8 protein-coding genes and 1 pseudogene are annotated in these 16,466 nt (G+C 63.6%); 5 read left to right on the top strand and 4 right to left on the bottom strand.

Translation table 11 applies throughout. The features are described 5' to 3' along the window. Positions 1-43 precede the first annotated feature (43 nt). Positions 44-1,390: a wax ester/triacylglycerol synthase domain-containing protein gene (locus ACGFK1_RS08550; RefSeq protein WP_393427790.1), complete on the bottom strand. Its 1,347-nt coding sequence runs from the start codon at positions 1,388-1,390 to the stop codon at positions 44-46. An 11-nt stretch (positions 1,391-1,401) separates the two neighbouring features. Beyond that, the gene (locus ACGFK1_RS08545; RefSeq protein ID WP_393427789.1) at positions 1,402-1,659 is read right to left on the bottom strand and encodes a hypothetical protein; all 258 of its coding nucleotides are present in this window, start codon (positions 1,657-1,659) and stop codon (positions 1,402-1,404) included. A gap of 210 nt (positions 1,660-1,869) precedes the next feature. Between ACGFK1_RS08545 and ACGFK1_RS08540 the strand changes: the two genes are divergently transcribed. Both ACGFK1_RS08540 and ACGFK1_RS08535 read left to right on the top strand, forming a co-directional pair. After that, on the top strand, positions 1,870-2,751 hold the full coding sequence (locus ACGFK1_RS08540) for a universal stress protein (protein ID WP_393427788.1): 882 nt from the start codon (positions 1,870-1,872) through the stop codon (positions 2,749-2,751). 31 nt (positions 2,752-2,782) lie between these two features. Beyond that, a pseudogene (locus tag ACGFK1_RS08535) lies at positions 2,783-4,024 on the top strand (wax ester/triacylglycerol synthase domain-containing protein); the annotation flags it as partial. A gap of 13 nt (positions 4,025-4,037) precedes the next feature. On the opposite strand, the gene otsB reads toward ACGFK1_RS08535, so the two are convergent. Both otsB and ACGFK1_RS08525 read right to left on the bottom strand, forming a co-directional pair. Beyond that, a complete protein-coding gene (otsB, locus tag ACGFK1_RS08530; RefSeq protein ID WP_393427787.1) occupies positions 4,038-8,051 on the bottom strand; it encodes a trehalose-phosphatase in 4,014 nt (1,337 codons plus the stop codon). Continuing rightward, on the bottom strand, positions 8,048-9,037 hold the full coding sequence (locus tag ACGFK1_RS08525; protein WP_393427786.1) for a 1-phosphofructokinase family hexose kinase: 990 nt from the start codon (positions 9,035-9,037) through the stop codon (positions 8,048-8,050). Before ACGFK1_RS08525 ends, otsB begins: the two co-directional genes overlap by 4 nt. 157 nt (positions 9,038-9,194) lie before the next feature. Between ACGFK1_RS08525 and ppsA the strand changes: the two genes are divergently transcribed. From ppsA to ACGFK1_RS08510, 3 genes are read left to right on the top strand one after another with little or no spacing between them, the layout of a single operon-like run. Next, complete coding sequence (ppsA, locus tag ACGFK1_RS08520) at positions 9,195-11,465, top strand: phosphoenolpyruvate synthase (protein ID WP_393427894.1); 2,271 nt, start codon at positions 9,195-9,197, stop codon at positions 11,463-11,465. Between the two features lie 33 nt (positions 11,466-11,498). Beyond that, entirely contained in the window at positions 11,499-14,081 is a 2,583-nt protein-coding gene (gene mgtA / locus ACGFK1_RS08515) for a magnesium-translocating P-type ATPase (protein ID WP_393427893.1), read from the top strand. 35 nt (positions 14,082-14,116) lie between these two features. Beyond that, positions 14,117-16,405, top strand: a complete 2,289-nt coding sequence (locus ACGFK1_RS08510; RefSeq protein ID WP_393427785.1) for a heavy metal translocating P-type ATPase — start codon at positions 14,117-14,119, stop codon at positions 16,403-16,405. Positions 16,406-16,466: the final 61 nt, after the last annotated feature.

Here is a 16,466-nt window from a genome sequence, read left to right as displayed (position 1 = left end):
GAAAGGGCAGCCGAAAGACCCTCGACGCGTCGGACACTCACTATCAGGTTGCCAACCTCAGCACGTCGTCGAAGCCCGCGACCAAGCAGTCGTAGAAGACGTCGAAGTCTGGGATCGCGCCGGCATCCGCATTGATCCCGAGTGCGCACGTGTCAACATAGGACAGCAGGGTTACGTTCAAAGCCGCTCCGATGGTCGGCGAGAACGCATACTGCATTCGCACTTTCGCTCCGGCCAGGTATACCGGCGTCGGTAAACCTGGGACATCGCTGGCCACGAAATCGACGTTCCGCAAGGCCGAACCGACGTACCAGCGCGGTGCGAGGTTCAACGCACCTGCAATGAATTGGGTGTAGGCCAACGACTTCTCGCTGCGCTGCCTGCTGGTTCGGTCATGGATAAGGCGAATCCGGTGCGCCGGATCCGCAACGCCCGCTGGTACGTCGAATCGCATCAAAGTCGCGCGGTTGCCGCCGATAGGATCGGCTGCGGTTCGAATACTGATCGGCATCGTCACGACGAGGTCATCAACGGCTGCGCCGTGCTTGTCGTGATATCGCCGCAAGCCTCCCGCGACCCCGGCGATGAAGGCGTCGTTCAGCGAGCCTCCCGCAATCTTGCCTGCGCGGTGCAATACCTCTTTCGGCACGTGATGTACGCCAAGTCGACGAATCTTGGTGCGCTCTCGCATGATTGGCGATCCCGGCCGACGAATCGGACGGGCCGTTCTCAGTATCGACCCCGCCGCCAGACCAGCATTGGTCAATGTGCCGACCGGGTGGCGAACGCCACGGGCGACGAACGCCGGCATCGCCCCAAGTGGAGTCGTGAGTCCGGCTGCGTAAGCAAGCATGTCCCGTATTCCGGCCATGGGTCTCATTGCCACGGGAGCGGGCGCGTTCGGCAACTGCCGCTCGTCCGATCTCTCAGTGCGGTCATACAGCGTCATCGCGAGCTGGACGGCACCGATGCCGTCGGTAAGAGCGTGGTTCACCTTGCACAGCAAGGCCGCGCCACCATCGGACAGACCTTCGATCAGCGTGGCCTCCCATAGGGGTCGGGCTCGGTCGAAATCCGCCATGGCTGCAACGCGAGCCATTTCAAGGAGGGTGTCGAGGTTGGCGGGCGCTGGGGCAATCACCCTGCGCAAGTGGAACGCAAGGTCGAAGTCGGGATCGATATTCCAGCGTGGCGGCGTAGGAAACGCTGTGGGCACGACCCGCTGCCGGAACATCGGGACCGTCCGGCTCAGTAGCTCGAAGCGGTTGAGGAGTGTGGTCCAGTCAGGTGACCGGTCCAACAGAACCAGCGTGACGATTGTCGACCGGAGCCGCGGGTCGCTCTCGATCGACCAAATGAACGCGTCACTGTTGCTGAGAAATACGGTCATTCCAACTCGGTCTAAGCAGCGACGGCCACATCGACGGACAGCAGGTCCGCAATGGCGTACGCGGTCGTCCAGTCACCGTCACGCACGGTTCGGGCGAGATCCTCAACCATGGGGCTGTAAGCGCCGAGCTCTGCCAGCCACGCCGACACTGTGCAGGCGATGCCATCAGCAGACACGCGCACTATGCGTCCGTCGTGAAGACAGTCCGTGACCTGGTAGGTCAGTGCCGACCGCTGCCGATGATGTACCAGGCTGGTTAATGACCTCATGGCTGCCTCCTCATTGAGTCGTACCTCTTGATCAGACCAGTCGGGCCGGTCGACGACGTAGGGGCAAAGGATCCGTCCGGCGCTGCTTTTGTCCCGGGTTTCGTGTTTCCAATGCCCGGCTCAGGTCCCTCGCCGCTGGGGCCCAATGTCTGTATGGGATGGGACCAACGGCCCCTGCTCCTCCCCCGCCGATGGCCCTAACGTCGCCCTATGACCACTTCGAGCAACTGTCCCGGCATCGTGGTCGGCGTCGACGGGTCGGCCGCGTCGCGGGCCGCCATCGCCTGGGCCGCACGCGATGCGGCAATGCGGAACATCTCGCTCACCCTGGTCCATGTCGCTGCCGGCCTCGGCGGCACCTGGCCAGTTACGCCGCCGCCGGTGGGCTTCGGGGAATGGCAACAACGACACGGCCGCGAGCTCATCGTCGACGCGATGAGCATCGTGGAGGACGCCGCGCCGGAAACCGACACCGAGCAGGTCAAAACCGAAATGTATTACTCGGCTGTCATTCCCACCCTCGTCGACATGTCAAAAGGAGCCGAGATGATAGTGGTGGGCCGCCGTGGTGTCGGGGTGTTCGGATCGCTCCTGGGTTCGGTGAGCTCCGGTCTCGTTCAACATGCGCACTGCCCGGTCGCGGTCATCCATCACGACGATTCGACGATGCTGGACCCGACACAGGCACCCATCCTTCTCGGCGTCGACGGCTCACCGGTCTCGGAGTTGGCCACCGCGATCGCGTTCGACGAAGCGTCGCGTCGGCATGTGGATCTGATTGCGCTACATGCGTGGAGCGACACACCGTTGGAGTTCCCCGATGTCGATTGGTCGATGATGAAAACCTCTGAGCACGAGGTCTTGGCCGAGCGCCTAGCAGGGTGGCAGGAGCGCTACCCCGACGTGACTGTTCATCGCCACGTCGTCTGCGATCGTCCGGCACAGCAGCTCGTTGACCGATCGGAAGCGGCGCAGCTCGTCGTGGTGGGCAGCCATGGTCGTGGCGGATTCGCGGGGATGCTTCTGGGCTCGGTGAGCGCTGCGGTGGTTCAATCCGCCCGTACCCCCGTAATCGTCGCGCGCCAGGCCTAGTGCAGTGGAGCGAGCGTCCTCAGCCGACCTGATGTTCGTCGCCCTCCAGCGCAGCGCACCCCAACAGTTCGGGGCGGTCCTTGTCCTGGAGCCGGGCGAGTGCTTCGACGCTTCGGTGTTGACCACCGTCCTGGCGGACCGTATCCAGCGCATCCCTCGACTACGGCAGCGCCTGATGAGACTGCCTCTAGCGTGCGGACGGCCGATTTGGGTCGACGACCCTAGCTTCGCGATCCATCAGCACATCGATTGCCTCCCTTGTCCGTCGCCAGGTGACGAACCTGCACTATTGGATGTCGCAGCCAGGCTGGTTACACACAAGCTGCGAATGGACCGCCCGCTGTGGCACGCGTGGGTCGTGACGGATCTGGCCGACGGCAGGATTGCGCTCATCTTAGTGGTCCAACATGCGCTCGCCGACGGGATCGGCGGCCTGGCGGTTCTCGGTGCCCTGGTTGACGGAGCACCGCCGGCGATACCACGGCCATTTCCCGTACCCCCGCCATCGTTGCGGCAACTGGCGGCCGATGCACTACGCAGTCGTGTGAGCGCAGCGCGCCACATGCCACAACGAATCCGCGCCGCAGTCAACGAAATACGCAAAACTCGTGGGCCACGAATCGGCCGCGCCGCGCCCTGTTCACTTCTCGCGCCGACCGGCGCTGAGCGTCGGGTAGCTGTCGCGAGAGCGCGAGTGGACGCCATCAGGGCTGTCGCACACAGACACGGCGCAACGGTCAACGACGTTGTGCTATCAGCGATCAGCGGTGCGCTGCATACCTGTCTCGAACGGCGCGGCGAGCACGTTGAGGCCATCATCGTCGGCGTTCCCGTCGCGATCCGTCGCGCTGCGACCATGCGCGAGCTGGGCAACCAACTCGGCGAGGCGCGGGCGGCGATACCCACGATGGGCGATCCCCTACGGCGACTCGAACGGGTAGCGGAAGTGATGCGGGCCAGTAAGCAGACGGCGATGCGCCTGACGGCGGCCAGTCAGGCCGTTCGCGCGCTTGCGGCCGTTGGTATCTACAGCTGGTATATGCGCCGTCAACGCTATCTGCACATCGTCGTCACCAATCTGCTCGGCCCAGCCCGCCCGATGACCTTCTGCGGCACCGCGATCACCGATGTGCTGCCTTTGGCGGTCGGTGGCGGCGGCAATGTCAGCGTGACATTTGCCGCGCTCTCCTATGCCGGAACGCTCGCCGTCACAGTGACAGCCGACCCTCGTGCCATGCCCGATCTGATCGATACCACGGTCGAGTTGCAGGGCCAACTGACGGCGCTCACTGACTCCGGATCTTTCCTGTCAACGACTCGTCATGCCGAGCCGCCGGGCGTTCCTCGGGACCGCCGGGAAAGCGGATCGTCCGCCCTGCGACGACCTGTTCGACATGACCGCGGCATTCGATCAGGACCGGCGGCACATCCTGGGGACCGACGCTGACCTCGGCACCACGTCCGCTAACCCGCACGTGCAGATGGTGGCCGCGATAGTGAATCGGAAAGCCCAGTGCACCAAGCGATTCAGGCCAGTGTGGCGACAGCACGAGGCGGTCGCCACGGATTTCCAGCCCGGTGAAGCATCGCTGCACCAGGTCGACGCTGCCTACCATCGCGGCGAGATGAATCCCTTCAGAGGTGGTACCGCCCTGGATGTCGTCGACGTCGGACTTGAGCACGTCATGGAAAAATTCCATGGCGCGATCGCGGTTGGCGCGTGCCAGCACCCAGGAATGCACCACAGCGCTGAGCGTCGAGCCGTGCGATGTGCGTGCCAGGTAGTAGTCGACCATGCCCGGAATCTGATCGGTCTTGAATTGGTAGCCCAGCCGATCGAGCAACTCTGACAACTCATCCGACGAGAGCAGATAGAGCAACATCAACACGTCGGCCTGCTTGGAAGCCTTGTACCGGTTGATGTCGTCGTCCTCGGCCTCGAGGATGCGGTCGAGGCGCTGGATGTTGCCGTACCGCGATCGGTAGGCATCCCAATCAAGTTCTGCCAATAAATCATAACCTTCGAACTGGCTGATCAGACCGTCGTGGAACGGCACGAACATCCGGCGGCTCACGTGCTCCCAACGGGCGAGTTCGTCATCGGTCAGTTGCAGCTTTTCGCGCAAGTCGATCCGATTCGGCAGCGGCACCACCTTGAGGACATCGATGGCGCGCAGAATCACCCAGGCCGCCATGACATTCGTGTACGCGTTGTTGTCGATACCCTCATACGGCCGATCCGGATAGCCCGAGTGGAATTCGTCAGGTCCAATCACGCCGTGGATGTCGTAACGGTCTGTTGTTTCGTTGTAAACCGTTCTGCTGACCCAGAATCGAGCGATTTCGACCAGCATCTCCGCTCCGTAGTCGATCAGGTAGGCCAGGTCCCCGGTGACTTGGTAGAACTGCCATACGTTGTAGGCGACGGCGATGCCGATATGATGCGCACGATGGCTGGGGTCGGGATTCCATCGGCCGGAGCGCGGATTGAGATGCAAATCTGGACTCTCTTCGCGCCCGTCGCTGCCCGACTGCCAGGGGAACATGGCGCCGGAGTAACCGGCGAGCTTCGCGGCACGCCGCGCCTCGATGAGACGCCGGTACCGATATCGCAACAATGCTCGCGTGATAGTCGGGAAGCGAAAGTTCAGCACCGGGAAGATGAACAGCTCGTCCCAGAAGACGTGGCCGCGATACGCCTCTCCGTGGAGACCGCGCGCCGGTATGCCGACGTCCAGGTCCTCGCTGTGGTAGGAAACTGTTTGCAGCAAATGCATCAAATGCAGTCGCAAGATTTGCAATTCGTCTGCATGCCCCGCGAATTCGATGGACAACCGCTCCCATAGGTGAGCCCAGGAGACGGTGTGCAAGTTGCGTATTTCGCTGAATCGCCCCTGGCGGCCGAGCTGGCGTTCGGCTCCCGCATCCGGTTCCGAGGTGGCGACGTCGCGACCCGTCACCATTGTGACGACCTTCTCGATGCTCAGCGATTGCCCTTCTGAGAGGTCGACGAAAATCTCGTGGCCGATCTCGAACTCCTCATCGACAAGCCGATACTTCGCGGCAGCCGGAGTCTGGCGGTTCCACACAGTCGTTCGCGAGGCGAGCGCCACGGGGATCCGTGATTGGCGTGTCAAGGCCGTGAGAAGCACTGAGTCTTGGGTGAGTTCACGCTTTTGCAGGAGCTGAAGATGGTTTCCGGCCAGCTCCCGATAACGCTCCACCCCGGCGTTGCACACGCTCCCATCCAGTGTCGAACGAACCTCAACGGTGCCGGACCAGTTCTCGGCGACGATCGTCGTTTCGAGCGCGGCGACATGCGCCTGATTCATCGCCACGAATCGGCGCTGTGTCACTGAGGTGATCCGTCCGGCGTCGTCAGTGAAGCGCAGCTTGCGAGTTAAGACCGCCTCGCGAATGTTGAGACTCTGGCGGTAATCCTGCAACTCGACCGCGTCGATGTCGAACCAGTCACCGCCCTCGATGCGGAACGTCAGCGGCAGCCAGTTGGGCAGATTAACCAGGCTTTCGTTTTCGACCTTCGTCCCGGCCACCAAGTCGCCCAGCCGGTTGTACACGCCGGCGGCGTAAGTGGCCGGGTAATGAACCTGATCCGCCGTCGCTTCGGGTGCTGCGCCCCGCGTCGCGAAGTAGCCGTTGCCGACCGTACACAACGCTTCGCGCAGCTTTTCGGCGGACGGGTCGTAACCCTCGAAAGTCAGAGTCCACGCCTCATCCGAGGTCTGCTGCTCGTACGCTAACCAGTTTCCGCCGCGACGCAGGAACTCCCGGACCTCTGTTGGGTTGTTGAGCGTGTAATGGGCTGCCGTTGGCCTGTCGCGGTCCTCGTCGTTGCGGACAGCGATTCCCACGCCATTGAATGCGACCGCATCGAAGGCATCTTCGTCGGTGAGGTCGTCGCCGACATAGATCGAGAGTAGGCGGCCTAGCGGCTGGACCTGGTCGCGGAGCCATGACAATGCTGTGCCCTTGTCCCACTCGACGTCCGGTCGCAGCTCAACAACCCTGCGACCGCCGGTGATCCGCAAGCCAACCTGCTGTCCGTACCTATGCGTGGCCGCGATGACCTCGCCGACATGTTCTGGACTAACGTTGCGATGGTGAACTGCAACGGCATAGCGCTTGTTTTCCACTCGCGCACCCGGGATGTTGCTCAGCTCATGACGGAGGGCTTCGGCCGCGAGTTCCAACACCGGCAAAGCGGCGGCAGCCGCCTCATTGTCGTGGCGGCGACCGTCCGGACCGATTAGTTCAAATCCGTGGCTACCGGCATACCAGAGACCGGGCAGGCCAACACGCGTACGTATGTCCGCGAGATCGCGGCCGCTAAGGATAGCGACTGGGCACTGCGCGGCAAGCTTCTCAAGAGCCTCGGCTGCACCATCGACCAGCACAGCTGCGTCTGGATCCGAAACGATTTCAGAAAGAGTGCCGTCAAAATCCAGGCATACCAATGGTTTGCGGTCGCTGACCACGCCGATCAGTTGACCGTAGGAGTCCAGTGCATTCGGCAGTACCGACAATCGTTTGTCGCCGACACGGACGACGACAGCGGAGAGGTCGGCTACCACGACATCGGCCCCATGGCGCATCAAATCGTCGGCATGCCCTGTCCGGTCGATGCCGATGACCAGCGCGAATCCGCCGTTGCGCCCTGCTTCCACCCCGGCCTCGGCGTCCTCCGCAACTACGGATCGCTCAGGAGTTGCGCCGAGCCGCTGAGTGGCTTCCAACAGTACAGCCGGGTTCGGCTTACCGGTCAGCGCGAGAGCATCGGCGACCACGCCGTCGACGCGCACGGCGAAAAGATCTGCCAGCCCGGCCGCTTTGAGGATCTGCTCGCAGTTGCGGCTCGCCGAATACACGGCGGTGGCAACCCCGGCTTCGGTCAGCCTGCGCACCAGCGCGACAGTCGACTCGAACACGGGCACCCCGGCATCGATCCGCTCGAGGAACAGTTGTTGCTTGCGGTTGCCAAGACCGCATACCGTTTCCTGGGTGCGGTCGAACGGGCCACCAAGCGGCAGCGAAATCCCCCGCGACGCAAGGAAGTCCGCCACACCGTCATAGCGCGGTTTGCCGTCCACGAAGTGCCTGTAGTCCTCGTCGGTGAACGGTGAGTGGTTCTCCTCATCGTGCGCAGGACGGCGCTCGAGGAAGTCGTTGAACATGGCGGCCCATGCCGCGGCGTGTATCGATGCGGTGTCGGTGACCACACCGTCCAGGTCGAAGATGACGGCGTCATGCAGGCGCGGGTCAATCGTGACCGATGTGGTCATCTGACCAAAGCCTCCTCGACCGCACGGTCACCGACGACCTCAACAGGCGCTTCGGCAACCTCGAAAAGGCGTTCTGCATCGGCCCGTGTGCACGGCTGCGTTCCCGGCGTCATCAGCATGGCCGCGCCCGCGGCGATTCCAAAACGCATCGCGTTGCGCAGCGACCAGTCGCGACTCAAGCCCACCGTTATGGCCGCGACCATCGCGTCGCCCGCGCCGACGCCGCTGACTGCTCGCATCGGGATGGCCGGGAACCGCAGGCTCTCCTGTGCTGTGGCAAGCAAGGCGCCATCGGACCCGAGCGACACCACTACGACCTGCGCTCGCCCGCAGTCGATGATCTCGTGAGCGGCGTCCAGTTGTTCAGATTCGGTTACGAGTTCACGCCCGGCACATTCGCGTAGTTCGCGCACACTCGCCTTGAGCAAATAGACGCCCGATGTGATGTGCTTGAGCCCACCGCCCGAGGTGTCCAGGACCAGCCGAACGCCAAGATCGCGACAGATCAGCGCCACCTGCTGATAGAAGTTCACCGGCACCCCCGGCGGCAGGCTACCGCTTGCCACCACAAACCGGGCTGATGCCGCGGCGCGTCGAAGCTCGCCAAGGCATTGCTGTTGTTCAACAAACGAGACATTCGGTCCCGGAAGGACAAACCGGTACTGCACGCCGGTACTGATCTCCTTGACTGTGAAGCTTTCCCGCGTCGAAGCCGCAATCTTGATGGGTCTGATCGGCACCCCGCCCTGGACGAGGAGATCGGTCAGCACGTCACCGGTCGGCCCACCCGTGGGGTACACCGCCGTCACCGGCTCCCCCAATACGTGGGCGATCTTCGCCACGTTGATGCCTCCGCCACCAGCGTCGTAGCGAGCAGTCCCGCATCGGATCTTGTCGGTCGGGCGTACCACATCGGCATTGGTGCTGATGTCGAGCGCAGGGTTCATCGTCAAGGTGACGATCGTTGCTCCGGCCGTCTGCTGCATAGTGTTGATCCGACTACGCGAGCGCGGTCGACGGTAGGGACAGAAGTCCCACGTCCGAAGGTAGGGACTTAATGCCCTAGGCATTCGTGACCTTCAGCGGGTCAGCTGTGGTCCTCGGACGCTACGCCGCGTGAGCATCGTGCAAAAGGCTGGTCTCATGGGAAGCGACGCGTATATCCGTGACATCTCGACGCTGCGAATCGCAGATGCCGAGGAAGCAGGCGGCAAGGGCGCGAACATGGGCGAAATGGTCGCCGCCAAGCTGCCCGTTCCACCCGGCTTCGTACTTCTACGGGATAGCTACCGCGATTCGATGCGGGCGGGCGGAGTCGATGCGGAGCTCAGCGCACTTCATCGCGAGGCGATTGACAACGTCGCCGACACAACACGTCTCACCGAGCTGTGCGAGAGGATGCAAGGTCTTGTTCACAAGGCCGGGGTCACCGATACCGTGCGAGACCTGATCCTCGCGACCTATCACGGACTCGGCTCCGATGCCGTGGTCGCAGTGCGGTCGTCGGCAACCGGAGAGGACGGTCGGGACGCCTCGTTCGCCGGCATGAACGCCACGATCACAAACGTCAGCGGCGATGACGAGCTCTTGGACGCGGTGCTTCGCTGCTGGATGTCGCTGTTCAGCCCGCGAGTCATCACCTACCGCGCCAGCCGCGACTTCACCGCCGACCCCGCAATGGCAGTCGTGATCCAACTGATGGTCAACTCCGAGAAAGCCGGTGTCGCGTTCACCGCCGACCCGAGCAACGGCGCGCAGGATCGGGTAGTCATTGAAGGCGCATTTGGCCTCGGCGAGGTCGTGGTATCCGGAGAGGTCGAGCCTGACACCTACATCGTTTCGAAAGAGACCCTGGAAGTCCTCGATGTTCGGTTGGGGCACAAGGCGTTCAAGATCGTCCGCGGCGCCGGCGGTCACGACGAGTCCGTCGACCTCGACGACGCACAGGCCGACGCGCGTGTGCTCGATGACGACGAGATTCGACGCATCGCCGAACTGGCGATCGCGACCGAGCAGCACAACGCGTGCCCGCAGGATACGGAATGGGCGATCTCGCAGGGCAACACATACTTGGTTCAGGCGCGGCCGATCACGACCCTGCGCCATACCACGGCTCCGTCGTCCGACAAGCACGCGGTACTGGCGCGCGGACTCGCCGCCGCGCCCGGCACGGCGTCGGGCAAGGTCCGTGTCCTGGTGAGCCCCGAAGAGGGAAACCGGTTGCTGGAGGGCGAGATCCTCGTCGCTCAGATGACGAACCCGGATTGGCTGCCCACCATCCGCCGCGCCGCCGCGCTGGTGACCAACACCGGCGGGATGACCTGCCATGCCGCAATCGTGGCTCGCGAGTTGGGCGTCCCGTGTGTCGTTGGAACACGCAGTGCCACTGATGATTTGCACGACGGCACGACCGTGACTGTCGATGGCACTCACGGTCGCGTCCTTGCGGGCGTTGTTGAACCTACGCCCACGGTGGCCGTGACAGAACGACAGACACCCTTTGAGCCGGCGCCGGAAGTAACGGGCACCAAGGTCTACGTGAACCTGGCCATGGCAGACACCGCGGAAACCGTCGCCGCCCAGGGACCGGATGGGGTCGGCCTGTTGCGCGCCGAATTCATGCTGACCGAAGCGCTCGGTGGGCGCCATCCTCGTGACCTGATCGCACACGGCGAGCAGAGCAAGCTCGTTGACGGCATGGTCGCGACGGTCGGCCGGATCGGTGCGGCCTTCGCTCCCCGCCCCGTCATCTACCGCGCAACAGACTTCCGCACCAACGAGTTTCGCGGTTTGGCGGGCGGCGAGGCATACGAGCCGATCGAACACAACCCCATGATCGGCTATCGCGGCTGCTACCGATACATCAAAGAACCCGACTTGTTCGCCCTCGAATTGCAAGCCCTGGCCCGCGTACGCGAACAATCACCGAACGTGCACGTGATGATCCCGTTTGTGCGGACCCGATGGGAACTCGAGGAATGCCTGTCGTTGATCGACGCGAGCCCGCTGGGCCGCCAACGCGGACTGCATCGCTGGGTGATGGCCGAAGTGCCCTCGGTGGTGCATTGGCTGCCGGAGTACATCGGCATGGGTATCGACGGTGTCTCCATCGGCAGCAACGACCTGACGCAGCTGGTGCTCGGTGTCGATCGCGATTCCGACATCTGCGCCGAACTGTTCGAGGAGTCCGACCCCGCCGTGCTCGACGCGATTGGCCAGATAATCAGCACCGCGCGGAAATTCGGTATCACGTCATCGCTGTGCGGGCAGGCGCCGTCGACCAATCCGGCGTTCGCTGAGCATCTGGTCCGGATGGGCATCACGTCGGTCTCGGTGAACCCTGACGCGCTCGGAGCAGCCCGGCGCACTATCGCAGCCGCCGAACGGCGCGTGCTGTTGGAATCGGCGCGGTAACTCACCGTGACTACGATCCTCGACGACAAGACACTGGACCAACAGCACGTCGCCGGCGCCCCGCTTGCCGATGTGATGGGCTGGCTGAACACTACGGTGGAGGGGCTTTCGACTGCTGAGGCTGATGCGCGGTTCGCACGCGTCGGTCCGAATTCCCTTCGTAGCCATAGGGTCAGCGCCGCGGCAGTGCTACTTCGCCAACTCAACAACGCGGTGCTCGGGCTGCTCGCGGTGACCGCGGTGCTGTCATTCTTCCTCGGCGATAGCACGCAGGCCATCATCATCTGCATCATTTTGTTGGTCAGCGTCGCACTGAGCTTCGTCAACGAATACCGCGCGGAACGTGCGACCGCGGCCTTGCATTCACGGGTGCACCACAACGTGGTTGTGCGCCGTGACGGACGCCCGACCAAGGTGGATGTCAACGCCCTGGTGCCGGGCGACGTCATCCAACTCGAACTGGGCCAACTGATACCCGCCGATGTTCGGCTGATCGACGTCAACGGCCTCGAGTGCAACGAGAGCATTCTGACCGGCGAGTCGACTGCCAGCGAGAAATCGGCCGAACCGGCACCGGGTGATGTTGCCCTTGCCGACGCAGACAACTTGGCGTTCATGGGCACCGTGGTCAGCGCTGGTGAAGCGACCGCAGTCGTCTACGCGACCGGCGCCAACGCCGAGTTCGGCCGTATCGCCGCCGGATTGGGTGAGCGCCAACCGGAGACGGAGTTTCAGGCAGGGCTTCGCCGCTTCTCGTATCTGCTGCTGCGCGTGGCCCTCACCCTGACGGTCGTCATCATCGCCATCAACCTGCTGTTGGGAAGGCCCGTCATCGATTCCGCGTTGTTCGGCCTGGCCATCGCCGTGGGTATCACCCCTCAGCTTCTTCCTGCGGTCGTGAGCGCCAGCCTGGCCGCGGGCTCACGGCGGCTCGCGCGGCTAAAGGTGCTGGTGAAGCGGCTGGTGTGCATCGAGGATCTCGGCGATATCGACATCTTGATCACCGACAAGACCGGCACTTTGACTGAGGGACAGATCAGGCTCATCGACGCGATCGACCCAGCCGGCCACCACTCGGAGTCGGTGCTCCGGTGCGGCCTCCTGGCAACCGACGTTGACCCGGCGACCGGTGGTACGAGCGCCAATGAGATGGACTCGGCACTGTGGGAGGGTCGACCGAGCATCGAGGGTGTTACCCGGGTCGCGATGTTGCCGTTCGACCACACCCGCAGGGCCACCTCCGTGGTCGTCGACCAACCCGGTGGCAGATCTCTGATTGTCAAGGGCGCACCCGAGCAAGTGATGGCCCGCTGCAGCGCGTTACCCAGCGGTGCTCGGCGCATGCTTGCAACGTTGTTCGCCGACGGCAGGCGCGTCGTCGCCGTGGCCAGCAGGCCGGCAGCCGATCTGACGGAACTCACGGCCAGCGACGAATGTGGGCTGACACTCGACGGCTTCCTGGTGTTCGCTGACAACCCGAAGAAGGCAGCACGCGATTCGCTTGCCCAGCTAGCCGCCCTGGGTATCGAGGTGAAGGTCGCCACTGGCGACAACCCTACGGTCGCCGAGAAGGTCTGCAACGACATAGGTTTGGCTTCGAAAGGAACCCTGACCGGCGCTGAGCTGGAGCGAATGGACGACGCGGAGCTCGACGCCGCGGCACGTGACCGGACGATATTCGCCCGGATCTCACCCGAGCAGAAGGCGCGGTTGATCTCGTCCCTGCGTCGGACCGGCCGATCGGTCGGCTTTCTCGGCGACGGTGTTAACGATGCATTGGCACTGCACTCAGCAGACGTTGGAATCTCGGTGGATACCGCGACAGATGTCGCCAAGGATGCCGCCGACGTCGTGCTGCTCGAGAAAGATCTGGGTGTGCTCGCGACCGGTGTTGCCGAGGGACGACGCATCTTCGCCAACACCATCAAGTACGTATTGATGGGCACCTCAAGCAACTTCGGCAACATGTTCAGCGCGGCGGCCGCGTCAGCGGTTCTCACCTTCCTACCGATGCTGCCCAGCCAGATTCTCCTGAACAACCTGCTGTACGACAGCTCCCAGCTGTCGATTCCGACCGACCGCGTCGACGATGAACAGCTCCACGCCCCATCGCATTGGAACATCGCCTTCATTCGACGCTTCATGCTGACCTTCGGCCCGATCAGTTCACTGTTCGACTTTCTCACCTTCGGTCTGATGCTCGGCGTCCTGCACGCGGGTCCCATCCAGTTTCGTACCGGGTGGTTCGTGGAATCGCTTGCTACACAGACACTGATCATTTTCGCGATCCGGACGCGCCGGGTGCCGTTCCTTCGCAGCAGGCCCGGCATTGTGCTGACCCTGGCAACCCTCGCGGTCGTCGCGGTCGGCATCGTACTGACGGTGTCACCGCTATCCCGCGGGCTCGGTTTCACACCGCTGCCCTGGGAATTCTTCGCTGCTCTGGTGGGTCTCACAATTGCCTATCTGGTGCTGGTGGAGGTGACCAAGACAGTGTTCTATGCCGAACCGATGCGAGTGGCAGGCCAGCCGCACCGCACACGTGGACGCGAGCATCGCGTCCACCGCCGCGCGGCCCGGTTCAGTCACCCCGGCCGCCTGCCATCACCTACCTGAGGAGTGAAATGTCTGAGCCGGTTCACTGGCGATCGATGGCCGAGCCAGCGCTGGTCGCGCTCACGGTGGGTGCACTGGCAGCGGGTGGGATCGCGTGGCTCGCCGGATGGCACGGGGTGGCCGACTGGTGCTGGATAGCCGGCACATTGCTGGCGCTGGCGCCCGCCGTGCTGTGGGTTTTTACGGCACTGCGGCGCGGCCGGGCGGGAGTGGACCTCATCGCGGTCCTGTCTCTCGTTGGGACGCTGCTCGTCGGTGAGTACTTGGCAGGCGCCTTGATCGCGGTGATGCTCGCGGGTGGGCGCGCGCTCGAAGCGGCGGCCGAACGCCGAGCCAGCCATGACCTGCGCGCTCTGCTCGAGCACGCGCCACGATTCGCTCGTCGGCGCGCCGGTGAAGACATAAGCGTCATACCTCTCGATCAGGTCGCTGTGGGCGATCTGCTGATCGTCGGTCCGGGCGAGGTGGTTCCCGTCGACGGGCGCATCGACGATTCTGTCGCGGTGCTGGACGAATCGGTGCTCACCGGCGAACCGCTTCAGGTGGAGCGCGCCACCGGCGAGCCGGTCCGCAGCGGTGTGGTCAACGCAGGCAACGCTTTCGAGCTGCGCGCTACGGCAACCGCAGAAGACAGCACGTATGCCGGCATCGTGCGCCTGGCCGAGCAAGCGGGCGCGGAGAGCGCCCCGATCGTCCGACTGGCGGACCGCTATGCCGCGTGGTTCTTGCCGTTGGCGCTTCTGATCGCGGGTGGCGCATGGCTGGCAAGTGGTTCCCCCGTGCGAGCGGTTGCGGTACTCGTAGTGGCCACTCCCTGTCCCCTACTGCTGGCTGCTCCAGTGGCGATCGTTTCCGGGTTGTCCCGCGCGTCGCGTCAGGGTGTAGTGATCCGCAGCGGCGGGGCGTTGGAGAACCTCGGTCACGCAACGACTCTCGTGATGGACAAGACCGGCACGCTCACAATGGGACGTCCGATCGTGGTCGAGATCCTGGCCGCACCACGGTATGACGGGACCGAAATACTGCGGCTTGCCGCGTCGGTGGACCAGATATCCCCACATGTGCTGGCTGAAGCGATTGTCACCGAGGCACTCACGCGGGGGTTGGGGTTGTCCCTGCCGACGGACGTCAGCGAGGAAGCGGGCCGGGGCGTCACCGCCTCGATCGAGGATCACCGGGTTCAGGTCGGCAAGTTCGTCGCCCCTCAGATCGACGCCGACTGGGCCCGTGCGGCGATGAACCGAGCGAGCCTCGACTCGGCCGCGATCGCGTGGGTAGCGATCGACAATGAGCCAGTCGGTGCCATATTGCTTCGAGACCCGTTGCGCCGCCATGCTCCTCGCACCATCCGCCGATTACGAACAGCAGGGCTGAACCGGATCGTGATGCTGACCGGCGACCGCGCCGAGCCTGCGCACGAGGTGGCCGCTGTGCTCGGGCTGGACGAGGTGTATGCCCAACAAAGCCCCGCGGACAAGGTGGCGGCGGTACGTACGGAACGCAATAGCGCGACCACCGTGATGGTCGGTGACGGAGTCAACGACGCGCCCGCGCTGGCCGCGGCAACGGTCGGTGTCGCGATGGGTGCGCGCGGCACGACGGCGTCGTCGGAAGCCGCCGACATCGTGTTGACCACCGATCGCCTGGACCGGCTTGCGGACGCAATGGACATCGCACGATGGTCGCGGCGTATTGCCGTGCAGAGTGCGACGATCGGTATGACGTTGTCGTTGATCGCGATGGTGATCGCGGCGCTGGGCTGGCTGCCACCAGCCGCAGGTGCATTGCTACAGGAGGGCATCGACGTCGCCGTGATACTCAACGCGCTACGCGCGTTGAAAGGCAATCCGGACGTCGAAATTCGGCTGCCCGTCGAAACCGAAGACATGTTGCGGCGTTTCGCATCCGAACACGATGAACTACGCGACACCATCGCACTGCTGCGCGATGCCGCCGATCGGCTGGTCGACGGCCCCGACCCTGCCGCACTGGAGGCGTTGACACGCGCGAACACATTTCTGACTGATCAGATCCTGCCGCACGAAAAGGCCGAGGAAACGCAGCTCTATCCCGCGTTGGCCCGCCCGCTCGGCAGCGGTGAAGCGACGGCAACGATGAGCCGCACCCATGCTGAGATCCAGCGACTGTCGGATCGCATCGCCACCCACATCGCCCTTGCAAAGGCCAGCAACGGATTACAGCAGGACCAGGTAGAGGATCTGCTGGCGTGCCTGTATGGGCTCTACGCAGTCCTGCGCCTGCACTTCCTACAGGAGGAAGAGAACTACTTCACGCTTACCGAAGATAAATCGCAATCGGGCTAAACGGCCGAATATCCCCAGAGTAGTCCAGTGTGACGTCGATCGACTTGCTGACAACGATGGT

It is taken from the genome of Mycobacterium sp. NPDC048908 (assembly GCF_043197955.1).
Taxonomy (GTDB): Bacteria; Actinomycetota; Actinomycetes; order Mycobacteriales; family Mycobacteriaceae; genus Mycobacterium.
This window is presented reverse-complemented; position numbering and strand designations above follow the sequence as displayed.

Coding starts and splice junctions, on each gene's coding strand:
- ACGFK1_RS08550 (WP_393427790.1), bottom strand. CDS start 1,390: ATGACCGTATTTCTCAGCAACAGTGACGCGTTCATTTGGTCGATCGAG.
- ACGFK1_RS08545 (WP_393427789.1), bottom strand. CDS start 1,659: ATGAGGTCATTAACCAGCCTGGTACATCATCGGCAGCGGTCGGCACTG.
- ACGFK1_RS08540 (WP_393427788.1), top strand. CDS start 1,870: ATGACCACTTCGAGCAACTGTCCCGGCATCGTGGTCGGCGTCGACGGG.
- otsB (WP_393427787.1), bottom strand. CDS start 8,051: ATGACCACATCGGTCACGATTGACCCGCGCCTGCATGACGCCGTCATC.
- ACGFK1_RS08525 (WP_393427786.1), bottom strand. CDS start 9,037: ATGCAGCAGACGGCCGGAGCAACGATCGTCACCTTGACGATGAACCCT.
- ppsA (WP_393427894.1), top strand. CDS start 9,195: ATGGGAAGCGACGCGTATATCCGTGACATCTCGACGCTGCGAATCGCA.
- ACGFK1_RS08510 (WP_393427785.1), top strand. CDS start 14,117: ATGGCCGAGCCAGCGCTGGTCGCGCTCACGGTGGGTGCACTGGCAGCG.